Consider the following 20870-nt stretch of genomic DNA (forward strand, 5'->3'; position numbering starts at 1 on the left):
TGGGAGGGTTGATCCTGTGGCGGCTGGACGGGTGCCTTCGCGAGCAGGCTCGCTCCCACAGGCGTGACCCGTCCGTTGCAGGAGCGAGCCAGCTCGCGAAGGCGCTGCGTCGCAGTGTTCGACTATCGGCTACTCCGGCAACTCCGCCAACCCATCCACATCGGTCATCGCCCGCTCCAGCAGGTCTGCCGGCAGGCTTTTGCTGGCCCGCGCGCCCAGCAACTTGAGCTGCTCGCTGCGGCTGACCAGGTTGCCGCGGCCTTCTGTCAGCTTGTTGCGCGCCGAGCTGTAGGCCTTGTCCAACTGCTGCAAGCGATTGCCGACCTCATCCAGATCCTGGATGAACAACACGAACTTGTCGTACAGCCACCCTGCCCGCTCGGCGATCTCCCGGGCATTCTGACTCTGGCGCTCCTGCTTCCACAGGCTGTCGATGACCCGCAGGGTGGCCAGCAACGTGGTCGGGCTGACAATCACGATATTGCGGTCGAAGGCTTCCTGGAACAGGCTCGGTTCCGCTTGCAGGGCGGCGGAAAACGCCGCTTCGATGGGCACGAACAACAAGACGAAATCCAGGCTGTGCAGACCGTCCAGACGCTTGTAATCCTTGCCGGCCAGGCCCTTGACGTGGCTGCGCAGCGACAGCACATGCTGCTTGATGGCAATTTGCGCGATGCCATCGTCTTCAGCCGCGACGAATTGCTGATAGGCCGTCAGGCTGACCTTGGAATCGACCACCACCTGCTTGTCGCCCGGCAGATAGATGATGACGTCCGGCTGGAAGCGCTCGCCATCCGGACCTTTGAGATTGACCTGGGTCTGGTATTCCCGGCCCTTCTCCAGGCCGGCGTGTTCAAGCACGCGCTCCAGGATCAGCTCACCCCAGTTACCCTGGGTTTTCTGGCCTTTCAGAGCACGGGTCAGGTTGGTGGCTTCGTCACTCAGGCGCAGGTTCAGCTGTTGCAGGCGCTCCAGCTCCTTGGCCAGGGAAAAGCGCTCGCGGGCTTCGGCCTGATAGCTTTCCTCGACGCGCTTCTCAAAGGACTGGATGCGTTCCTTCAACGGGTCGAGCAATTGCCCCAGACGTTGCTGACTGGATTCGGCAAAACGCTGTTCGCGCTCATCGAAGATCTTGCCGGCCAGCTCGGCGAACTGGGCACGCAACTCGTCCCTCGAGCCCTGCAGGTCTGCGAGACGCTGCTGATGGCTTTCCTGCTGTTCGCGCAATTCGGCATTCAGGGAGGCGGCCTGGGCATCCAGACGACGCAGCTCTGCCTCTTTGCCGGCGCGCTCGATGTTCCAGGCATGGGAAGCGTCGCGGGCGTCATCACGCTCGATCTGCAACAGCTCGACCTCACGACGCAGCGCGGCCAGGTCGGCCTGTTTGGCGGCGTTGGCCTGGCCCAGATCGGCGATTTCGTCGCGACTGGCCTCAAGCTGGGCGGTCAGCCCGTCCTGGGCCATTTGGGCCATGGCCAGGCGCTCTTCGAGCAATGCGACGTCCGACTGTGAGTGGCTCGCCCGACGCTGTAATTGCCAGGCCAGCGCCAACAACGGCAGTGCCGCCCCTGCCAGACCAAGCAACATGCTGGTCAAGTCCATCGCCATCGCCATTCCTGCCCATTCGATAAAACCTGAAGGTTAACCAAGGCGTCAGGTCTTGGACAGCTCAGTCTTCGATCAGTCCTAGTTCTCTCTGGGCGCGCAGATCCCCGGCCCGTGCAGCCTGGCGCAGGAGGTCCTGGCCGATACGCCGGTCCCGGGCATTGCCACATTCGCGGCACATCAGCTGGCCGAGACGGCTCTGCGCGGCCACGATGCCTTCGCGAGCCGGTTGCTTGAGCAAACGTCCGGCGAGGTGTTTGACGTTGCTGTTCTCCCCCAGGCGCGGGCTGTCGAGCAGCCACTCGGCCACACGCATCGAAATGCGCTTGGGTGGGGTAACACCAGTGGGTTGAGCGGTGACAGAAACTGATACTGAGCGAAACTTCATAAAGCACTGTGGGGCAAATCGGAAGGCGCGCCACTCTACTCTCTTTTTCTTACAGGTAAAGTCTAAAAATTCCCGGCACCCCCGTCCTAGAGCAAGCGCTCGGGACAATCCACAGAAGCTGTGGATAACTCAGTGGACAACCGCCCCTGAACTCGCGCAAAGCCCTGTGGAATGGGGCTCGCAGACAAACTGACGATTTTTTCACCAGTAAAAAAAAGCGATGTTTTTCATTGACTTAAATTTTGCTTGCAGGCAGCCATTGTGCTTGCGAGCTGTATGACAACGAGGTTACAGCTTGCGCAACTAATGTGCACAAGTACCTCCAGGTCGGTTATATCGATGCGCTTTTTCGGCGCATTTTGTTACCCGAGCTGGGGATAACCCCAGGTAATCCCTCGCCGACACTGACCGCGAGCCGACGAACGTCACTGACCGGTCGTCGGATTCTGTGCCATTTCGGGGCGAGTGAAAGGCTGCGCGCCGCTGCCCTGGTGGGTGTACACGCTTCGCGACGTGTTTATTTGACGCGCACGCTTCCCTTGCGTCATTCAATCCGTTACTATCCGCGGCGTTAGTACCAAGCTGAAAGTCAATTCTGGTCGAACAAATCCCCCCGGTGTGCCTTCTTACGGAAAGCCCGAACCGAACAAGCGGGATCGGCCACCTCGATGGTTTCCAGGTAAATCTTGCGTCAACACGGCCTTTGAATCGAATACAAAGGGTGTTGCGAAGCTCACTTACTCTGACCGAACCAACCTGCAAATTGATCAGGATCTTCACCCCGGGCCCAGAACCTTTGCCCTTGATGTGTTGCCTGCCCTCCTAAGTACCTACCTGCCAGCCCAAGCGCGCCAATTCATTCAGCGCTTCAAACTGGCTGCTTTGTTCCAGTCGGGTTCTTCGTTCGACCAATGGTGGTCGTCGTTACTGGAACGTTTTAACTTTGCACGGTTCCTATCCGTGTCGCTTGCAGGAACACCTTTAATGACTACTCAAATCCATACCCAGGATGCCATTCGCACCCTAACCAACGCTTTTGCACCAATGAATTGCCTGATCATGGCCGCTCGCAAAGGCTGCTTCAGTTTCACTCTGGTCAACGAACACGGCATCGCTCGTCACAGCGAACGCCTGTACCCAGATCAATACTCCAGCGCAGAGCCGCTGCAGGCCGTGATCGAACGTACCCGCCAGGCACTGGTTGCCTGACACGCCAGCAAGGCTGAAAACCGAAAAGCCCCGCTTTGATAGCGGGGCTTTTTATTGCCTGAAGTTTCACTTTCAGCGGTCCGGGCCTAAGCACCGATCGATATAACGATTATAACTGCCGATCAGAAATATTTTAAAAACAGTCCTTTACAGCACGAATATGACACTAGACTTCAAGTCAAGCGGCTTGATCCGCTTCCGGCGAGCCTGAGTCTCGATCCACCGCTGCCAACGCTCCCTCTCAGGACTCGCCGACCACTTCAATGTTCCGAGGGTGTTATGGGTATCGCTGCCAGCGAACTGTGCCGTTATGTCATCCGTCCGACCTTGATCTACCTTGGGCGCCATAGCGCAACCGCCGAATCCCTGCTGCTGGGCATCGCCGCCAGCCAGTCAGCCCTGGGTTCCGCCCTGCATGACCGCCGTGGCCATGGCTTGTACCGAATCGCCGAACCCCGCCACCAGGCACTCTGGGACCATTACCTGGCGCTGGATCCGGAACGCGCCAGCCTGGTCCGTGGCCTGGCCAGCCAGCACGCTTTTCTCAGTGGCCCTCACCTCGAACTCACCGTCAACCTGCGTTACGCCACAGCCATCGCCTGGCTGCTGGTGGAAGAACAGAACACTCCGCTCCCCGAAGCCAATGACCTGCTGGGCATGGCGCGCATCTGGCGCCAGACCTTTCAGCCGCAAGGACGCCTCAGAGACTTCACCTATGCCTGGCAAACCTGTGTTTCACCGCTGAATCAGGTCGCCTGCTGATCTGCCCCGCCACGAAAGATCGCGCAACATGTCGCGAATCTGGTTGGATTGTCCTACAAAACCGCTCTAACTCAAGCGATACAGCCTATAGCGCTGGGACGAAAATGTTGGTAATTTCCGCCCCGGTGATCACCAGGAGTTCTAATAATGAAAAAAGTAATGCTCAAAACCACCCTTAGCCTCGCCGTTACCCTGGCATCCACCCAGATCTTTGCGAGTGGCTTTGCCCTCAACGAACAAAGCATCAGTGGGATGGGCACAGGTTTTGCCGGGCGATCTTCAGCTGCCGACGACGCATCCACCGTATTTGGCAACCCTGCCGGCATGTCGCGCATCAAGCGTGAACAAGTCACCGGCGGCGTTGCATTCATCGACGCACACACCGACATCAGCGACGTCAGCTCCCGCCCAAGCGGTGGCACCAACAAAGGTGACATGGTGCCGTTCATGGGCGTACCGATGGGCTACTACGTCAAGCCAATCGATGACCACTGGGCGTTCGGCCTGGGCGTCTACGCGCCATTCGGCCTGGTGACCGACTACGAAAACAGCTTTTCCGGCCGTTACTTCGGCAGCAAAAGCGAAGTCAAGATCGTAACCGTCCAGCCAACCATCAGCTACGCCTTCAACGATGTGGTGTCGATCGGTTTCGGCCCGACCATCAACCGTATTGACGGCAAGCTCGAATCGAACCTGTCGCTCAACCCTGCTGCTCCCGATGGTCAAGTCAAGATCAAGGGCGACGACACCGCACTGGGTTACAACTTCGGCGTGCTGGTACAAGCCACCGACAGCACCAGCCTCGGCCTGACCTACCACTCGAAAGTGAAATACAAACTCGACGGTGACACCAAGGTCAACTATGGCGTGCTGGCTGCCCTGGGTCAGAACCCAAACCAGAAGTTTGACGCTTCGCTGGACCTGACGACGCCTGAGTCCGTGGATTTCTCGGTGACTCACAAGCTCGATGACCAGTGGACCTTGTACGCCGGCAGCACCTGGACTCGTTGGAGCCGCCTGAAGGAAATCACCGTTGAAAACAGCGGCGTTCCTGCGGCGCTGGCGGCTCGTGGCCTGGGCACCATCACCGAAGAACAGAACTGGCACGACACCTGGGCGCACGCCATCGGTGCGTCCTACAAGGTGAACAAGGAGTGGGTGCTGCGTACCGGCTTCTCGGTTGACCAGGCACCGACCAACAACGAAAACCGCTCCCCACGCATCCCGACTGGCGATCGCAAGATTTTCAGCCTGGGCGCCGGCTGGAGCCCGACCGATGACCTGACCATCGATGTGGCCTACTCCTACCTGTGGGAAGAGTCCGTCAAGGTCAACAACAGCAACGGCCGCCAGGCTTACAGCGCCAAGTATGAAAACTCGGCGAACGGTTTTGGTGTCGGCGCGACCTATCGCTTCTGATGATGCCGGGCGAGCCTGAACCACTCGCCACCTGAAGCAAAAAAGCCCCGCTCTCTGGCACAGAGGCGGGGCTTTTTAGTGGCCGTCGATCAGGGTTGCGACGCCAGGGCTTTTTCCACGGCGCCGATGAATTCGGGATCGTCGGGTTTGGTCAGGCTGGAAAAGTTGGCGATGACCTTGCCTTTGCGGTCGACGACGTATTTGTAGAAATTCCACTTCGGCGCCGAACTCTGCGCCGCCAGCACCTGGAACAGATGGGTCGCATCATCACCGCGAACCTTCTGCGGCTCGGTCATGGTGAAGGTCACGCCGTAGTTCACGTAGCATACCTTGGCGGTCTCTTCGCCATCCTTGGACTCTTGCTTGAAGTCATTGGATGGCACGCCGATCACTTCCAGCCCTTGACCCTTGTAGTGCTGGCTCAGTGCCTCGAGCCCCTTGAACTGCGGAGCGAAACCACAAAAACTGGCGGTATTGACCACCACCAGCGGTTTGCCAGCGAAGCGCTGGCACAGGTCGATGGACTCCTTGGCACGCAGCTTGGGCAGCGAGCCCTGCAACAGTTCCGGACACTCGGCGGCATGCGCCAGCCCGGTAAACGCAAAGAGTAACGCCGGAACGGCAAGCCAACGCATCAGCATGTCCAGGTTTCCTTGAAAAGTCTCTGCCATGAACTTACTCGCCCTCGCCTCGTGCTAGCAAGCGCCCATTCCCAATTGCATCAATGCCAGCCCGCCCTGGTGCCAGCCCCACCACACCAGGGCCAGCAGCAGGATGCCCGTCGCCGCCAGGGCGACCCGCGGCCAGAGGCTGTTCATGTCGCGCTCATCTGCGTTTGCAAACGCGCCACGGGCCGTTCACGCACCGGCCAGTTCAGGGCGGCGGCCATCAGGCTCAAGAGAATCGCTACCTGCCAGATCAAGTCGTAGCTCCCGGTCCGGTCATACACCACCCCGCCCAACCAGCCGCCGAGAAACGAGCCCAACTGGTGGAACAGGAAAACGATGCCGCCAAGCATGGACAGGTTTCGTACACCGAACAAGGTCGCCACGGTGCCGTTGGTCAACGGCACCGTCGACAGCCACAGGAAGCCCATCGCCATGCCAAACAGGTACGCAGTGGTCGTTGTCACCGGTGCCCAGAGGAACAGCACGATGACCACGGCCCGCAACAGATACAGGCCGGTGAGCAAGCGTGGCTTGGACATGCGCCCACCGAGCCAGCCTGCGGTGTAGGTGCCAAAGATGTTGAACAGGCCGATCAGCGCCAACACCGTGGTTCCCACCGTGGCGGGCAGGTGCTGGTCCACCAGGTAGGCCGGCAGGTGCACACCGATGAACACCACCTGGAAACCGCAGACAAAAAAGCCGAACGCCAGCAACCAGAACCCCGAGTGGGAACAGGCTTCGCGCAGCGCCTCGGACAGCGTCTGCTCGTGGCCGACCACGGGCAATGGCTTGTCCTTGAGCATGCTCACCAGGGGCACGATCAACGCCACCAGCAGGCCCAGCACCAGCAAGGCCGCCGACCATCCCAGCCAGCCGATCAGACCCAGCGTGCCGGGCAACATGGCGAACTGGCCAAAGGACCCGGCTGCGCTGGCGATCCCCATGCCCATGCTGCGCTTCTCAGGCGGCACGGCGCGCCCGACCACGCCGAGGATGACCGAGAACGAGGTGCCCGACAGGCCAATACCGATCAACAGGCCGGCACTCACCGACAAGGTCAGGGCAGAGTCCGACAGGCCCATCAACACCAGACCCGCTGCATAAAGCACACCACCGATCAACACCACCTTCGCCGCACCGAAGCGATCGGCCAGGGCACCGGTGAACGGTTGGGCCAGTCCCCAGATCAGGTTCTGCAACGCGATGGCAAAGGCAAAGGTTTCACGTCCCCAGCCGAACTCGGCACTCATCGGCGCCAGGAACAGCCCGAAGCCATGCCGCACCCCCAGGGACAACGCAAGAATGAGCGCACTCCCCAACAGGACCCAACCGCACGTACGCCACATCGATGTCATTTTCTTATTCTCCGGTCGCGGGTATATACCCGCTTAAGTTTGAACAAACGGGCCTCAGGCCAGTTCATCCAGCAGCTTCAGCAAGGTTTCGCGTTTTTCGGCGCCCAGGCGATCAACCAATCGCTGCTGCGCCGCTTCCCAGGCCGGCAGGGCCGCCGTCAGGCGTTCAGCACCGAGTCCGGTCAGCTTGACGATGCGATTGCGCATGTCTTCGCCTTCGACCAGCGTGACCAGGCCCTCTCCCTCCAGTACCCGCAAATTGCGCCCGAGGGTGCTGCGGTCCAGCCCCATCGCTTCGGCAAGGGAGGAAATGCTCGGTTCATTCAGACGCTGCAGGTTACACAGCAAAGAATACTGGGCGACGTTAATCCCGAAGCCATCGAGAGCGCCGTCGTAATGCCTGCTGACGCCACGGGCGGCGCGACGCAGGTTGATGCATAAACATTGGGAGTCGAGCATGGTGCGTGTATATACCCGCGTGTGCGTTAAATCAAGTTACAAGTATCTGCAGGTTTGCTTTCGCCAGCAAGTATCACTGTGGGAGTGAGCCGCTCGCGATGGGGCCAGAACATTCAACCCTGCATCCATCAGACCCAGGCGAGCCCCACCAGCAACGCCACCTCCAGCAGCTCCAACAAGGCCCCGGCCGTATCGCCGGTCGTACCGCCCAGCCGCTGCAGCATCACCCGCCGCAGCCAGACGAACACCAGCAGCGCCAACACCACGGCGAAGACACCACTGAGCCCCGCGATCAGCACACAGCCCAGCGCACTGATCATCAGCACCTGCCAGCCGGCACCGCGTGGCAGGTGATCGGCCAGCGCCTGGCCCAGCCCCCCCGCCCGGACATAAGGCGTGGTCAGGAACAACCCCAACAACGCAGCGCGCCCCATCAGTGGCACGATCAGCAGCCATACAGCGTGCTGTTGCTCGATCAGCGCCAGCAGCGCGCAGAACTTCAGCAGCAACACCAACACCAGCGTGACCACGGCGATGGGACCGCTGCGTGGATCCTTCATGATCGTCAGCGTTCGCTCGCGGTCACCAAAACCACCCAGCCAGGCATCGGCGCTGTCCGCCAGCCCATCCAGATGCAGGGCGCCGCTGAGCAACACCCAGGCGCTCAGCAACAACGCCGCGTGCAGCAACGTCGGCGTACCGACCAGCAAGGCATTCAAACTCCACAGGATCAAGCCAAATATCAGGCCCACCAGCGGGTAGAAGAGCAACGAACGCCCCAGTGCCTGGGGTTCCGGCATACCCGACAGGCGAACCGGCAGGCTGCTGAGAAATTGCAGGGCGATCCAGAACGGCAACATGATCAGATCGCTTCCTTGAGGGTCATGTCGGGTTCGACTTGCAGAGAAAACAGCGCGCCATGGCCAACCTCGACGTTGAGCAACTGCTCACGGGGCAATCCCCGCGCCTGGGCCAACAGCAAACGCATGACGCCGCCATGACTGATCAGCAGCACCCGCTCACCGGCATGGGCGGCCTGCAGCCGGGCAACGGCCGCCAGCACCCGCGCCGAAAAATCCTCGACGCGCTCGCCGTGCGGCGGCGTAAACGAATAAGGATCGGCCCAGAACAAGCCCAGCGCCTCGGCGTCCGTTTCCATCAACGCCGCTGCACTCTGCCCTTCCCAGGCACCGAAATGCAGCTCCTGCAGATCGCGCTCCAACTGCACCGGCAACCCCAGTTGCGCCCCGAGCGCCTGCGCGAACCGCGCACAGCGTTGCAACGGCGAGCTGACCAGCCGATCCCACGGCCCCTGCCCGACGACTGCCGCGCGCATCTGCGCCCAACCGGTGTCGGTCAACGCATCGTCGAGGCTGCCGCGCAGGCCGCCACCGCGTTCGGTTTCGCCGTGGCGCAAGACGTCCAGGCGCAAGTTCATGCCGGACGATCTGCCACGGCGGCCTCGGCAAACGTCGCCATCTGCCCGTGCAGGTCGCAAGCCAGACGCAACACCGGCACCGCCAGGGCCGCACCGCTGCCCTCACCCAACCGCAAGCCCAGTTCCAGCACCGGTTCGGCCGCCAGGGTTTCGAGCACATGACGATGGCCCGGCTCGGCGCCACGATGCCCGAACAGCAGCCACGGACGAGCCTGAGGGTTCAAGCGCACCGCCAGCAACGCGGCGACGCTGCAGATGAACCCGTCCACCAGCACCGCCACCCCTTCCTGGGCGCACGCCAGGTACGCGCCAACCAGTGCGGCAATTTCAAAACCGCCGAGGTTGAACAGGGTCTGCAATGCATCGCTGCGCTGCGCCCCGTGCAAGGCCAATGCCCGTTCGATGACCTGCGCCTTGTGGTTGACCCCCGCAGGGTCCAGGCCGGTGCCCGGCCCCGTCAGGTGCCCGACCGGGCAATCGAGCAAGGCACAGGCCAGCGCACTGGCTGCCGTGGTGTTGCCAATGCCCATCTCGCCGCCAATGAACAACTGTGCCCCTGCCGCGACGGCACGCAACGCGCTGTCACGACCGGCCTGCAAGGCGAGTTCACCCTGGGCCCGTGTCATGGCCGATCCCTGGACAAAATTCGCGGTGCCCGCACCGATGTTCAAGTGGCGCACACCCGGCAAGTTCAGCGACGGCGTCACCGTGCCGAGGTCGACCACTTCAAGGCGGGCACCGAGTTGGCGCGCCAGCACACTGATCGCCGCACCACCGCTGACGAAATTGAGCAGCATCTGGCCGGTCACTTCCTGGGGAAACGCCGACACACCTTCGGCCACCACCCCGTGGTCACCGGCAAAAATGGCGATCCACACCTGATCCAGGTTCGGCTTGACCTGCCCTTGCAGGCCGGCCAATTGCACGGCCAGCGACTCCAGACGGCCGAGTGAACCGGCGGGTTTGGTCAGCTGCTGTTGGCGTGCCTGCGCCTGTTCGACGGCTTGGGTGTCGATCGGTTGGCAAGGGTTCAGCCACCAGGATTGAGTCATAACGCAGTTCCTTTCAAAGTCAGGGGCAAGCCGGCGACGGTCAGCACCACACGCTGGCAACGTTCAGCCAGCGCTTGATGCAGCCAGCCGGCTTCATCGACATAACGGCGAGTCAATTCGCCCAGCGGCACGACACCCATTCCGGTCTCGTTGCTGACAAAAACGATTTCACCCGGCAGTTGCGCCAGGCAGTCGAGCAGCGCTTCGCGTTCGCGTGACAGGCGCCCGGCGTCGTCGAGCATCAGCAGATTGGTCATCCACAGGGTCAGGCAGTCCACCAGCAGGCAACGGTCGGCGCGGGCGTTTTCCTGCAGGACCCGGGCGAGTTGCACAGGCTCTTCGATCAGCCCCCACTCCGCCGGACGACGGGCACGATGATGGGCCACCCGCTCATTCATTTCACCGTCCAGGGGCTGGCTGGTGGCGATGTAGGTCACGGCCAGGCCGGTGTCGGCTGCAAGCTTCTCGGCCAGGCGGCTCTTGCCGGAGCGGGCGCCGCCGAGGATCAGTTGGAGCATGGTTCATTCCTTAACTCTTCGGTGAGGCGAAAGCGCCGCTTAAACCCCATCAAATTCCACAGAGCCGACGCAACAGTTCGGTATCCAGATGCTGTTCCACCAGATCCGCCAGGCGCTCGATATCCCGCTCGCGCAGCCCGTGGTAATCCACTGTCTGCACATTTTGCAAACCGGCCCAGCGCAACAGTGCACCGCACGCCGCCGGGGACTCGAACAGACCATGCAGATAGGTGCCGAAAATCTGCCCGTCGTCACTTTGCGCGCCATCGCAGCGCCCGTCGTCCAGGTGCACCGCAGCCTGTGCAAGACCAGGCCCGGTGGTCACACCGGCATGAATTTCATAGCCGCTGACCTCGGCATTCTCCAGCGCCAGACGCCCGCGCACGTTGCGCAGTTGCTTGTCCGCCTCCAGCCGGGTCTCGAATGCCAGCAAGCCCAGGCCCGCACTGGATCCCGGCGCGCCTTCGAGGCCCAGAGGATCGTGCACCTGTTCGCCAAGCATCTGCAGACCGCCGCAGATCCCCAGCACTTTCCCGCCGTAGCGCAGATGGCGGGCGATGGCGGTGTCCCAGCCACTGCCACGAAGGTACGCAAGATCGCTGCGCACACTTTTCGATCCGGGAAGAATGATCAGGTCGGCGGCGGGAATCGCCTGGCCAGGACCAATGAACTGCAGGTCCACTTGCGGGTGCAGGCGCAGCGGATCGAAATCGGTGTGGTTGCTGATGCGCGGCAACACCGGCACCACGACTTTCAGCACCTGGTCGGACTTGTCGGTCTGGCGTTGATCGATGCCGTCCTCGGCCTCCAGATGCAGGTCCATCACATAAGGCAAGACGCCGATCACCGGTTTGCCGGTGCGCGCCTCCAGCCAGTCGAGCCCCGGTTGGAGCAAGGCGAGGTCACCGCGAAAACGATTGATGATGAAGCCTTTGACCCGCGCCTGCTCACTCGCTGACAGCAGTTCCAGCGTACCCACCAGATGGGCGAATACCCCGCCACGGTTGATATCGGCAATCAGCAGCACCGGACAGTCCACCGCTTCGGCGAAGCCCATGTTGGCAATGTCGCCGGCACGCAGGTTGATCTCTGCGGGCGAGCCCGCGCCTTCGACCATGACCACCGGGTACGCCGTGCTCAGACGCTGGTGCGAAGCCAGTACCGCTTGCAGCGCGATGGCTTTGTAGTCGTGGTACGCCACCGCGTTCATCGTCGTGACCGCGCGGCCATGAATGATCACCTGGGCCCCGGTGTCGCTGTTGGGCTTGAGCAGCACCGGGTTCATGTCGGTGTGCGGTTCCAGGTAGGCCGCCTGGGCCTGCACGGCCTGTGCCCGACCGATCTCGCCCCCGTCGGCCGTCACGGCACTGTTGAGCGCCATGTTCTGCGGCTTGAATGGCACGACGCCGACACCCTGGCGCGTGACCCAACGGCACAGCGCCGTCACCAGGGTGCTTTTACCTGCGTCGGACGTCGTGCCCTGCACCATCAACGTGGTCATGGCACTTCCTTGGCAAAGGCGTCGAATGCCTGATCGAGGCGCAGCCAGTCGGCTTCTTCGCCCGGCAGGCCGAACCGCACGCTGCTGTTGTGGGTAAACAAGCGCAGCAGAATGCCGCGCCGGGCCATGAATTCATACAGTTCTTCGGCGCGCTGGGTGCTCAGCCACTGAAACAGGGCACAACCGCCCTGAGGTTTGAAAGCGTATTTTTCCAGCAACGTCGCCAACCGCTCACTGGCCACTTCGCTGCGTTGGCGTTGCCGGGCATGGCCCTCGGTATCCCGCAGGCAAGCCTGGCCCAGCACCCGCGTCGGCCCGCTGACAGCCCAGGGCCCGACCTGTTCGGCGAGCAGCTTGAGCAACTTGCGCTCGGCCAGGACAAACCCCAGGCGCACACCGGCCAGACCAAAGAATTTGCCGAATGAACGCAGCACCACGAGACCGACCCGATGGGCGAAGGGGGCCAGGCTCAGGTGCGGCGTGTTGTCCATGAACGCTTCGTCCACGACCAGCCAGCCGCCGCGCTGGGCCAGCCGGGAATGCCAGTCGAGCAGACGCTCCGGGGTCAGGTGCAGGCCGGTGGGATTGTTGGGATTGACCACCACCAGCACATCGAGGCTGTCGATGAAAAAGTCGACTTCCTGCTCCACCACTTCGCGCACGATGTAGCCACTGCGGCGCCAGGCTTGCGCATGCTCGGCGTAACACGGCGACAGCACACCGACCTTGCCTGCGCGACGCAGGCGTGGCAGCAACTGGATCGCCATTTGCGAGCCCGCCACCGGCAGTACCTGCGCGGTGCCGTAGTACTCGCAGGCGGCCTGCTCCAGACCGTCATCGGTTTCCGGCAATCGCGCCCAGGCACGCAGTGCAATTTCCGGGACCGCAAATGGCCAGGGCGCGAGGCCGCTGGACAGGTCGAGCCAATCGGCTTCGGCAATGCCGTATTCGAGCGCCGCCTTGCGCAACCGTCCACCGTGTTCAAGCATAAAATTCAGCCCCCACGCACAGAATCAGCAGCCATAACCATACCCCGCGCTGGACCAATTGCCAGCCTCGATCAATGGCGTCGGCATCCGCCGGCACACCTTCGCCCAATGGCGGGCGCTGGTGCAGTTCACCGTGATAAATCGCCGCCCCACCCAACTCGACCCCGAGCGCCCCGGCACCCGCCGCCATGACCGGGCCGGCGTTCGGGCTGTCCCAGGTCGGGCCTTGCGTGCGCCAGCACTTCAACGCGAGTCGGGTGTTACCCAGCAGCGCATACGTCAAGGCCACCAGCCGGGCCGGAATATAGTTGAGCACGTCGTCGATCTTCGCCGCCGCCCAGCCGAAACGTTCGAAACGTTCGTTGCGATAGCCCCACATCGCGTCCAGCGTATTGCTCAAGCGGTAGAGCACCACACCGGGCGCGCCAGCCACGACAAACCAGAACAAGGCGGCGAACACCGCGTCGCTGCCGTTTTCCAGGACCGACTCGGTGGCGGCACGGGCGACTTCGGTCGAGTCCAGTTCGCTGGTCTGGCGACTGACCAGATACCCGACCCGCTGGCGCGCCAACTCCAGATCGTCACTGCGCAAAGCCTTGGCTACCGGCTCGACGTGTTCACCCAGACTGCGCAGGCCGAGGGCGCAATACAGCGCAACAATCTCGACGATCCAACCGACATAAGGCGCCCAGGAAAACGCCGTGGCCAGCAGGGTCAGCGGTATGACCGCAATGACCCAGGCCGTGACACCGTGGCTGCGCCAGCCACGACCACCGCCATTGAAACGTTGTTCGATGCGATCGGCAAAACGACCGAACGCCACCAGCGGATGCCAGCGCCTGGGTTCACCCAGCAGCGCATCCAGCGCCACGGCGGCGACACTCAACAACGCCACACTCATTGACTCACTCCCCAAAAATTCTCATACAGCAATTCGCTCAGCGGACGCTCCTGCGCCCAACCTTCGAGGACCAGCATCGGCGCCGGATAGAACGCCTTGACCGGTCCCAGGCACAGGATCGCCAGGGGTTTGGCCCCGGCGGGCAAACCCAGCAGGTCGGCCAGTGCCTGCGGTTCGAACAACGAGACCCAGCCCATGCCGAGCCCTTCGGCACGGGAGGCCAGCCACAGGTTCTGGATCGCGCAGGACAATGAAGCCATGTCCATTTCCGGCAGCGTGCGGCGACCGAAAATATGCCGTTCGCGATCGTCCATCAACGCGGCAACCAGCACCTCGGCGCAATCGTTGATCCCTTCGACTTTCAGCTTCATGAACTCGTCGCTGCGCTCGCCGAGGGCTTGCGCCGTACGCACGCGCTCCTCCTCCACCAGCGACTGGATCTGGCCGCGCAGGTGGCGATCGCTGATGCGGATAAACCGCCAGGGCTGCATCAGGCCGACGCTGGGCGCCTGGTGCGCGGCTTCGAGCAGGCGCCTCAATTGCGCAGGTTCGACGGTGCCGCCGCTGAAATGGCGCATGTCACGGCGTTCGGCGATGGCTCGATAGACGGCCGCGCGTTCGTCCTCGGAGAAGGCGTTGTCGCTCATGGCCGCTTCGCGAGCAGACTCGCTGCCTCAGGGGCGGGATGATGCATTGTGGCAGCAGGCTGGCTCGCGAAAGCGCTCTCACGGTCCGGCGCAAACAGCGCGGCCACGGCCGAGGGGTTCGATGGAAAGTAAAAATGCACATAAGAGGCGGTCATCCGCCCCTCACGAAAAACCGCCTCCGCGCCACGCCCGCCGTTCGGGCTCAGGCCACGGGCAATCGGCGTCAGTTCGGTGGTGGTCAACGAATGATGGTAGGTGTGTCCGCGCAGTGAACCTTCCGGCAACTCGACCGCCTGCAACGCCAGCGCCGCCATGCGTTTCTGCATCACGGCATCCCCCGCCAGCAAGCCCACCAGCTCAGCGCGAGTGCCCTCGACATCGGTCAGCGAATCGAGCAGGTACAACATGCCGCCACACTCGGCCAGCAACGGCTTGCCCGCTGCGTGGTGAGCGCGGATCGCATCGAGCATCGGGGTGTTTTGCGCCAGCGCCACGTGGTGCAGCTCCGGGTAACCGCCCGGCAGATAGAGGCTCTCGGCCGGGGGCAGTTGCGTGTCGCGGATCGGCGAGAAAAAGGACAATTGGGCTCCCATGGCCCGCAACAGATCCAGGCTGGCGCCGTACGTGAACGCGAACGCTTCGTCGCGCGCCACGGCAATGCGCACGCCGGCCAGCAACGGCTCGGCGACGAATACCTCGGGCGCAGCGAATTGCACGGCGGGCGGCAGCGCGACCTCGCAACTGCTGGCCAACGCCTCGGCGGCGGCATCGAGGCGCAGATCGAGGTCGTTCAGCTCGCTGGCCTGGACCAGGCCGAGGTGGCGGCTCGGCAGCTCGATCCCGGTTTCCCGGGACAAGGCGCCGTACCAGCGCAGACCTTCGGTCAGGCTGCCTTCCAGCAATTGCGCATGGCGCAAGGTGCCGACCCGGTTGGCCAATACGCCGGCGAACGGCAGGTCTGCCTGATACTTCGCCAGGCCCAACGCCAGGGCACCGAAGGTCTGCGCCATCGCCGTGCCGTCGATCACCCCGAGCACCGGCACACCGAAATGCCGCGCCAGGTCGGCGCTGGACGGCGTGCCGTCGAACAGGCCCATGACACCTTCGATGAGAATCAGGTCCGCTTCGGCGGCCGCTTCCCACAACAAGCGACGACTTTCCTGTTCGCCGACCATCCACATGTCCAGTTGATACACCGGCGCGCCACTGGCGCGCTCAAGGATCATCGGGTCAAGAAAATCCGGACCGCACTTGAACACACGCACCTTGCGCCCCTGATTGCGGTGCAATCGGGCCAGTGCGGCGGTGACGGTGGTCTTGCCCTGGCCGGAGGCCGGCGCGGCAATCAATACCGCCGGGCAATGACGTGGCTCACTCACAATTCGACGCCCTTTTGCGCTTTGATCCCGGCCTGGAAGGCGTGCTTGATCATGCCCATTTCCGTGACCGTGTCAGCCAGCTCGATCATCTCCGGCTTGGCGCCGCGGCCGGTCACCACCACATGCTGCATCGGCGGACGCGCCTGCAGGTCGCTGAGCACTTGGTCGAGGTCAAGGTAGCCGTGCTTGAGGGCGATGTTCAGCTCGTCCAGCACCACCAGGCCAATCGCCGGATCGCGCAGCAGTTCGCGGGACACCGCCCACGCGGCTTCGGCCGCGGCGATGTCACGCTGGCGATCCTGGGTTTCCCAGGTAAAGCCTTCGCCCATCACATGGAAACGCACCTGCTCCGGGAAACGACGGAAAAACAATTCTTCGCCCGTGCTGTTGCGGCCCTTGATGAATTGCACCACGCCGCACTGCATGCCGTGCCCCATGGAACGGGCGAGCATGCCGAACGCCGAGCTGCTTTTGCCTTTGCCGTTGCCGGTCAGCACCAACAGCAGGCCGCATTCGTTCGGCGAGTTGGCGATGCGTTCGTCGATCACGGCTTTTTTACGCAGCATGCGCGCCAGGTGGCGTTCGTCACGATCAGGAGTATCAGTCATGGGAGCTCTCCGTTGAGGCTGGATAACGGCGGGCAGGCGCAAGAACAGACGGCAAGAAGCCTGGCATCGCCCACCGTGATGCCGCTGGATTGAATCAGGCCGGTCTCCGGGCTCATGAGCGGCATGACACCTGACTGCGCGCCTTCCCATGTCGCGATCGACACAGTGGCTCAAAGCGCAGCGTTCACTCATTTACCGTTGCGGGGGCAGCGCCGGGATCGTGGTCGCTCATCAGTTGAACGCACTCACCGGCTTCCCTGTTTCACTCTATCAACCAGGGTCATAGAGCACCTGAAACAAGCCGCGAAGGTTAGAGGGTTGGGAATGGAGCGTCAATTAAAGCCGGGACGCCGATGGGCGAATAACTGCCGCTGATCAATAAAGTGACGCCAATCTTGTGCCACACTTCCAGCAGTGATATCAAAGAGCCACAACCCCACATCACAAGAACAAGGGTGAGCCCCATGCAAGGCATGATCATCAGCAATCCGCGACTGGAATTCCTGCGCCCGCTGCTGGAACGCTGGTTTGACTGTATTGACCGCTACAACGCCGTGCGCGGCGATAACGACACGCCTTACTGGTACGACGAAAAAGCCAACCTTGGCGTGCTCTCGGCCGCTGCCTGGATGGCCGAAATGGTCACCCTGCAAAACACCCAGACCCGTAAACAGATCGAAGACGGCGAACGCAACGCCCGCGCCGACCTGCTCATCGCATCGAGCGAGGCGCGCGCCTATCTTCAAGCGACCCAGCGCTGGCCACGGGTCAACGGACTGAACCTGACACAGGCGCTGGCAGAAATCACCAGCGACGCCAAGCGCATCAGCTACAGCAGCGACCTGAAACTGGGCTGCCTGTTCGTGGCGCCACAAAAGGCCCAGCACGGTGCCACGCCGGAAGAGCTGCAGGACATGGTCGACGACCTGCAGAAGGAAAACACCTGCGCCGTGGCCTGGTATTTCCCCTATGCCTACCGCAAGTTGCACAACGAAGCGGGCAACTACCATCCCGGCATCGCCGTGCTGCTCAAGGAGGCCCGCGGCTGAACGGTTGAACCATCACGGGCTTGCGCTTCTCTACTGATCAGATCACTGCATCCAGAGGGAAGATCAGTATGCGCAAGCCTCAGCTCGTTTTCGTCATCGCACTCGCCGGAGGGCTCACCGCCTGCGGTGAAACTTCCAGCCTGCAAGTCTCCGACGGCACCGGCCCGTCACCCCAGTTGCCGGAACCGAACAAGACCCTGATCCCGACGATGAACATCGCCCCGGCCATCGGCTGGCCGAACGGCACGAAACCCACGGCGGCGACAGGCACTCAGGTGGCCGCGTTTGCCGAAGGCCTCGATCATCCGCGCTGGTTGTACGTGCTGCCCAACGGCGACGTGCTGGTCGCCGAAACCAACGCACCGCCCAAACCCGATGACGGCAAAGGCATCAAAGGCTGGATCACCGAAAAAGTCATGAGCCGCGCCGGCGCCGGAGTTCCCAGCCCGAACCGGATCACCCTGTTGCGGGACAAGGACCACGACGGCATCGCCGAAACCCGCACGGTGTTCCTGGAAAACCTCAATTCGCCCTTCGGCATGACCCTGGTCGGCACTGACCTGTACGTCGCCGACACCGACCGCCTGTTGCGTTTCCACTATGAAGAGGGCGACACAGCGATCAAGTCGCAGCCGATCAAAGTGGCGGACCTGCCCGGCGGCACGCTGAATCACCACTGGACCAAAAACGTCATCGCCAGCAAGGACGGCAGCAAGCTGTATGTCACCGTAGGCTCCAACAGCAACGTCGCCGAAAACGGCATGGACAAGGAAGAAGGCCGCGCCGCGATCTGGGAAGTGGACCGCGCCACCGGCAATCACCGGATCTTCGCCTCGGGCCTGCGCAACCCCAATGGCATGGCCTGGGAACCCCAGAGCGGCGCCCTGTGGACAGCGGTCAACGAGCGCGATGAAATTGGCAGCGACCTGGTCCCGGACTACATCACCTCCGTCAAGGACGGTGCCTTCTATGGTTGGCCGTTCAGTTATTACGGTCAGCACGTCGACGTGCGTGTCCAGCCGCAAAACCCGGACCTGGTCGCCAAGGCCATCGCACCGGACTACGCGGTCGGCCCACATACCGCTTCGCTGGGCCTGACGTTTGCCGAAGGCAACACGCTGCCGGCGCAGTTCAAGGAAGGCGCGTTCATTGGTCAGCACGGCTCGTGGAACCGCAAGCCCCACAGTGGCTACAAGGTGATATTCGTGCCGTTCAGCGCCGGCAAACCGAACGGCGCACCGATTGATGTGCTCACCGGTTTCCTCAATGACAAGGAGGAGGCCATGGGGCGGCCGGTTGGCGTGGTCATTGACCGCCAGGGCGATCTGCTGGTGGCCGATGATGTGGGGAACAAGGTGTGGCGAGTGTCGGCGGTCAAGTAGAGGCGATGCTGCAAGCGACAAGGCGGGCTTGCTCACGATAGCGGTGCGCCCGCCAGCCCTGCGGCCCCTGACCGATTGCATTCGAGCGCCGGCTCGCTTCGATGAGGCCGAGGCCGCCAGAACCTTCAGCGTTTACGGCAGAGGGTGAGCCCGTCTCCCAGCGGCAGCAGCGACAGATCCACGCGCGAGTCATCCTTCAGTACGCGATTGAGCGCCTGGATGGCTCGGGTGTCGGCGCTATCGGGCGCCTGTTCGAGCACCCGCCCACTCCAGAGCGTATTGTCGAACACCACCAGGCCACCCACGCGCAACAAGCGCAGGGCATGCTCCAGGTAGTGGGGGTAATTGGCCTTGTCGGCATCGATGAAAGTCAAATCGAACTGCCCCGGCTCGTTCAGCCCCGCCAGGGTTTGCAGCGCGGGTGCCAGGCGCAGGTCAATCCGTGCGGCGAGCCCCGCTTCCTGCCAGTAGCGCCGCGCAGTGGCGTTGTAGTCACCGGGCACGTCGCAACAGATCAGGGAACCGTCCTCCGGCAATGCGGCGGCCATGCACAGGGCGCTGTAACCGGTGAAGGTGCCGACCTCCAGTAAACGCCTGGCCCCCATGAGCCTGACCAGCAATGCGAGGAACTGCCCCTGCTCCGGCGCCACCTGCCAGCGCGCCATGGGCAGCGCCTGGGTTTCGTCACGCAAGCGCTTGAGCAGCGGCGTCTCCCTCAGGGAGACGTCGAGCAGGTATTGATACAGGGCATCATCGAGATTGAGCGTGCGAGCGGTCATGACAACCTCTTCGGACTAGGGGTTGCGCGCCAGATGCTCGGGTTGCAGGACGCGCTTGGCGCTGAGGTAAGCCTTCTGCCAATAGGCCTTGGACAAGCTGTCGAGCTTCACGGTGCCGCCCGTGGCCGGGGCATGGACGAAACGACCTTCACCGACATAGATCCCGGCATGGCTGACTTGGGAACCGCCATTGGTGGCGAAGAACACCAGGTCACCACTTTGCAGGCCCTCCTTGCCGACGTCGGCCGCCTGCATGCTGATCATTTCACGGGTGGTGCGTGGCAGGGAAATGCCGGCGGCGTCGCGGTAGACGTAACCGATCAGGCCGCTGCAATCGAACCCGGAGTCCGGCGTGTTGCCGCCCCAGCGATAAGGCGTGCCCACCAGGCCCAACGCGCGAAACAACACGTCCTCGGCCTCGGGTGAAGACGGCTGCGGGGAACTGAAGACGATAGGTGCACGGACGACCGGAGCGGGCGGCGTGCGACTGGCGCAGGCACTGAGCAGCGCGGCGAGGACTATGAGTGTGAGGCGGGCCGACATCGTCATAAGCAGAACATCCTGATCTGGCTGCGGCTTTTTTCTGCCCGATCGGCAGAAAAGAAAACCGCCTGCGCAGAACGCAGGCGGTTTGCCATCAATAATGGATCAGATTCTAGCGCCTATGGGGCAAACTTCAAGTAAGACTTTAAGTTCACCATGTAACCTGTCCGGCTACTCCCTTGCGGAGAAGCCTGGGTCACCACCAGAAGTGGCGACCCA

Annotated in this window: 23 protein-coding genes and 1 riboswitch; of the genes, 5 read left to right on the forward strand and 18 right to left on the reverse strand. The window is 62.5% G+C overall.

Going from position 1 to position 20870, the window contains the following annotated elements:
* Positions 1-129: 129 nt before the first annotated feature.
* Both rmuC and IB249_RS03060 read right to left on the reverse strand, forming a co-directional pair.
* Positions 130-1494 (reverse strand): DNA recombination protein RmuC, encoded by a 1365-nt coding sequence (rmuC, locus tag IB249_RS03055; RefSeq protein ID WP_192302828.1) that lies wholly within the window; start codon positions 1492-1494, stop codon positions 130-132.
* A 175-nt stretch (positions 1495-1669) separates the two neighbouring features.
* Positions 1670-1993, reverse strand: coding sequence for a sel1 repeat family protein (locus tag IB249_RS03060; RefSeq protein WP_192302032.1), 324 nt, complete (start codon positions 1991-1993; stop codon positions 1670-1672).
* A 984-nt stretch (positions 1994-2977) separates the two neighbouring features.
* On the opposite strand from IB249_RS03060, the gene IB249_RS03065 reads away from it, so the two are divergent.
* The 3 genes from IB249_RS03065 (at position 2978) to IB249_RS03075 (ending at position 5383) form a co-directional block, all read left to right on the forward strand.
* A complete protein-coding gene (locus IB249_RS03065; protein WP_008031832.1) occupies positions 2978-3202 on the forward strand; it encodes a hypothetical protein in 225 nt (74 codons plus the stop codon).
* Positions 3203-3481: 279 nt separating this feature from the next.
* Positions 3482-3964: a hypothetical protein gene (locus IB249_RS03070; protein WP_192302033.1), complete on the forward strand. Its 483-nt coding sequence runs from the start codon at positions 3482-3484 to the stop codon at positions 3962-3964.
* Positions 3965-4111: 147 nt separating this feature from the next.
* A complete protein-coding gene (locus tag IB249_RS03075; protein WP_192302034.1) occupies positions 4112-5383 on the forward strand; it encodes an OmpP1/FadL family transporter in 1272 nt (423 codons plus the stop codon).
* Positions 5384-5472: 89 nt separating this feature from the next.
* Here the strand turns inward: IB249_RS03075 and IB249_RS03080 are convergent, their stop codons facing one another.
* The 14 genes from IB249_RS03080 to cobO form a co-directional block, all read right to left on the reverse strand.
* Positions 5473-6024 (reverse strand): glutathione peroxidase, encoded by a 552-nt coding sequence (locus IB249_RS03080; RefSeq protein WP_192302035.1) that lies wholly within the window; start codon positions 6022-6024, stop codon positions 5473-5475.
* Between the two features lie 54 nt (positions 6025-6078).
* On the reverse strand, positions 6079-6201 hold the full coding sequence (locus IB249_RS29910) for a hypothetical protein (protein ID WP_263864709.1): 123 nt from the start codon (positions 6199-6201) through the stop codon (positions 6079-6081).
* Positions 6198-7406 carry an MFS transporter gene (locus IB249_RS03085; RefSeq protein ID WP_192302036.1) on the reverse strand — a complete coding sequence of 403 codons (1209 nt, stop codon included), beginning with the start codon at positions 7404-7406 and terminating at the stop codon, positions 6198-6200. Before IB249_RS03085 ends, IB249_RS29910 begins: the two co-directional genes overlap by 4 nt.
* Before the next feature lie 54 nt (positions 7407-7460).
* Entirely contained in the window at positions 7461-7865 is a 405-nt protein-coding gene (locus IB249_RS03090; protein ID WP_192302037.1) for a MarR family winged helix-turn-helix transcriptional regulator, read from the reverse strand.
* 128 nt (positions 7866-7993) lie between these two features.
* Complete coding sequence (locus IB249_RS03095; RefSeq protein WP_192302038.1) at positions 7994-8725, reverse strand: adenosylcobinamide-GDP ribazoletransferase; 732 nt, start codon at positions 8723-8725, stop codon at positions 7994-7996.
* A gap of 2 nt (positions 8726-8727) precedes the next feature.
* A complete protein-coding gene (gene cobC / locus IB249_RS03100) occupies positions 8728-9303 on the reverse strand; it encodes an alpha-ribazole phosphatase family protein (protein ID WP_192302039.1) in 576 nt (191 codons plus the stop codon).
* Positions 9300-10355: a nicotinate-nucleotide--dimethylbenzimidazole phosphoribosyltransferase gene (gene cobT, locus IB249_RS03105; RefSeq protein WP_192302040.1), complete on the reverse strand. Its 1056-nt coding sequence runs from the start codon at positions 10353-10355 to the stop codon at positions 9300-9302. Before cobT ends, cobC begins: the two co-directional genes overlap by 4 nt.
* On the reverse strand, positions 10352-10873 hold the full coding sequence (gene cobU, locus IB249_RS03110) for a bifunctional adenosylcobinamide kinase/adenosylcobinamide-phosphate guanylyltransferase (protein WP_192302041.1): 522 nt from the start codon (positions 10871-10873) through the stop codon (positions 10352-10354). The genes cobT and cobU overlap by 4 nt, the downstream gene beginning before the upstream one ends.
* 49 nt (positions 10874-10922) lie before the next feature.
* Positions 10923-12374, reverse strand: coding sequence for a cobyric acid synthase (locus IB249_RS03115; RefSeq protein WP_192302042.1), 1452 nt, complete (start codon positions 12372-12374; stop codon positions 10923-10925).
* A complete protein-coding gene (gene cobD, locus IB249_RS03120) occupies positions 12371-13363 on the reverse strand; it encodes a threonine-phosphate decarboxylase CobD (RefSeq protein WP_192302043.1) in 993 nt (330 codons plus the stop codon). The genes IB249_RS03115 and cobD overlap by 4 nt, the downstream gene beginning before the upstream one ends.
* Positions 13356-14264 carry an adenosylcobinamide-phosphate synthase CbiB gene (cbiB, locus tag IB249_RS03125; protein WP_192302044.1) on the reverse strand — a complete coding sequence of 303 codons (909 nt, stop codon included), beginning with the start codon at positions 14262-14264 and terminating at the stop codon, positions 13356-13358. Before cbiB ends, cobD begins: the two co-directional genes overlap by 8 nt.
* Positions 14261-14911: a 5,6-dimethylbenzimidazole synthase gene (gene bluB / locus IB249_RS03130; protein WP_192302045.1), complete on the reverse strand. Its 651-nt coding sequence runs from the start codon at positions 14909-14911 to the stop codon at positions 14261-14263. The genes cbiB and bluB overlap by 4 nt, the downstream gene beginning before the upstream one ends.
* Positions 14908-16290 carry a cobyrinate a,c-diamide synthase gene (locus IB249_RS03135; protein ID WP_192302046.1) on the reverse strand — a complete coding sequence of 461 codons (1383 nt, stop codon included), beginning with the start codon at positions 16288-16290 and terminating at the stop codon, positions 14908-14910. The genes bluB and IB249_RS03135 overlap by 4 nt, the downstream gene beginning before the upstream one ends.
* Entirely contained in the window at positions 16287-16898 is a 612-nt protein-coding gene (gene cobO, locus IB249_RS03140) for a cob(I)yrinic acid a,c-diamide adenosyltransferase (protein WP_192302047.1), read from the reverse strand. Before cobO ends, IB249_RS03135 begins: the two co-directional genes overlap by 4 nt.
* A 79-nt stretch (positions 16899-16977) precedes the next feature.
* Positions 16978-17208, reverse strand: a riboswitch (cobalamin riboswitch).
* Between the two features lie 154 nt (positions 17209-17362).
* On the opposite strand from cobO, the gene IB249_RS03145 reads away from it, so the two are divergent.
* Together IB249_RS03145 and IB249_RS03150 are read left to right on the forward strand one after the other, a co-directional pair.
* Positions 17363-17947: a hypothetical protein gene (locus tag IB249_RS03145; protein ID WP_192302048.1), complete on the forward strand. Its 585-nt coding sequence runs from the start codon at positions 17363-17365 to the stop codon at positions 17945-17947.
* A gap of 68 nt (positions 17948-18015) precedes the next feature.
* Positions 18016-19329: a PQQ-dependent sugar dehydrogenase gene (locus IB249_RS03150; protein WP_192302049.1), complete on the forward strand. Its 1314-nt coding sequence runs from the start codon at positions 18016-18018 to the stop codon at positions 19327-19329.
* Positions 19330-19454: 125 nt separating this feature from the next.
* On the opposite strand, the gene IB249_RS03155 is transcribed toward IB249_RS03150, so the two are convergent.
* Positions 19455-20108 carry an O-methyltransferase gene (locus IB249_RS03155; protein WP_192302050.1) on the reverse strand — a complete coding sequence of 218 codons (654 nt, stop codon included), beginning with the start codon at positions 20106-20108 and terminating at the stop codon, positions 19455-19457.
* A 15-nt stretch (positions 20109-20123) separates the two neighbouring features.
* The gene (locus IB249_RS03160) at positions 20124-20657 is read right to left on the reverse strand and encodes a C40 family peptidase (protein ID WP_192302051.1); all 534 of its coding nucleotides are present in this window, start codon (positions 20655-20657) and stop codon (positions 20124-20126) included.
* Positions 20658-20870 lie beyond the last annotated feature (213 nt).

The sequence above is a fragment of the Pseudomonas sp. PDM04 genome, from assembly GCF_014851765.1.
GTDB lineage: Bacteria > Pseudomonadota > Gammaproteobacteria > Pseudomonadales > Pseudomonadaceae > Aquipseudomonas.

What these genes read in the sequence shown, in the direction of transcription:
- IB249_RS03160 (WP_192302051.1), bottom strand. Translation starts at nt 20,657, where the DNA reads ATGACGATGTCGGCCCGCCTCACACTCATAGTCCTCGCCGCGCTGCTC.
- cobU (WP_192302041.1), bottom strand. Translation starts at nt 10,873, where the DNA reads ATGCTCCAACTGATCCTCGGCGGCGCCCGCTCCGGCAAGAGCCGCCTG.
- IB249_RS03080 (WP_192302035.1), bottom strand. Translation starts at nt 6,024, where the DNA reads ATGCTGATGCGTTGGCTTGCCGTTCCGGCGTTACTCTTTGCGTTTACC.
- cobC (WP_192302039.1), bottom strand. Translation starts at nt 9,303, where the DNA reads ATGAACTTGCGCCTGGACGTCTTGCGCCACGGCGAAACCGAACGCGGT.
- IB249_RS29910 (WP_263864709.1), bottom strand. Translation starts at nt 6,201, where the DNA reads ATGAACAGCCTCTGGCCGCGGGTCGCCCTGGCGGCGACGGGCATCCTG.
- IB249_RS03075 (WP_192302034.1), top strand. Translation starts at nt 4,112, where the DNA reads ATGAAAAAAGTAATGCTCAAAACCACCCTTAGCCTCGCCGTTACCCTG.
- IB249_RS03085 (WP_192302036.1), bottom strand. Translation starts at nt 7,406, where the DNA reads ATGACATCGATGTGGCGTACGTGCGGTTGGGTCCTGTTGGGGAGTGCG.
- cbiB (WP_192302044.1), bottom strand. Translation starts at nt 14,264, where the DNA reads ATGAGTGTGGCGTTGTTGAGTGTCGCCGCCGTGGCGCTGGATGCGCTG.
- cobD (WP_192302043.1), bottom strand. Translation starts at nt 13,363, where the DNA reads ATGCTTGAACACGGTGGACGGTTGCGCAAGGCGGCGCTCGAATACGGC.
- IB249_RS03155 (WP_192302050.1), bottom strand. Translation starts at nt 20,108, where the DNA reads ATGACCGCTCGCACGCTCAATCTCGATGATGCCCTGTATCAATACCTG.
- bluB (WP_192302045.1), bottom strand. Translation starts at nt 14,911, where the DNA reads ATGAGCGACAACGCCTTCTCCGAGGACGAACGCGCGGCCGTCTATCGA.
- IB249_RS03145 (WP_192302048.1), top strand. Translation starts at nt 17,363, where the DNA reads ATGCAAGGCATGATCATCAGCAATCCGCGACTGGAATTCCTGCGCCCG.
- IB249_RS03060 (WP_192302032.1), bottom strand. Translation starts at nt 1,993, where the DNA reads ATGAAGTTTCGCTCAGTATCAGTTTCTGTCACCGCTCAACCCACTGGT.
- IB249_RS03150 (WP_192302049.1), top strand. Translation starts at nt 18,016, where the DNA reads ATGCGCAAGCCTCAGCTCGTTTTCGTCATCGCACTCGCCGGAGGGCTC.
- IB249_RS03065 (WP_008031832.1), top strand. Translation starts at nt 2,978, where the DNA reads ATGACTACTCAAATCCATACCCAGGATGCCATTCGCACCCTAACCAAC.
- IB249_RS03090 (WP_192302037.1), bottom strand. Translation starts at nt 7,865, where the DNA reads ATGCTCGACTCCCAATGTTTATGCATCAACCTGCGTCGCGCCGCCCGT.
- cobO (WP_192302047.1), bottom strand. Translation starts at nt 16,898, where the DNA reads ATGACTGATACTCCTGATCGTGACGAACGCCACCTGGCGCGCATGCTG.
- IB249_RS03115 (WP_192302042.1), bottom strand. Translation starts at nt 12,374, where the DNA reads ATGACCACGTTGATGGTGCAGGGCACGACGTCCGACGCAGGTAAAAGC.
- IB249_RS03095 (WP_192302038.1), bottom strand. Translation starts at nt 8,725, where the DNA reads ATGTTGCCGTTCTGGATCGCCCTGCAATTTCTCAGCAGCCTGCCGGTT.
- cobT (WP_192302040.1), bottom strand. Translation starts at nt 10,355, where the DNA reads ATGACTCAATCCTGGTGGCTGAACCCTTGCCAACCGATCGACACCCAA.
- IB249_RS03070 (WP_192302033.1), top strand. Translation starts at nt 3,482, where the DNA reads ATGGGTATCGCTGCCAGCGAACTGTGCCGTTATGTCATCCGTCCGACC.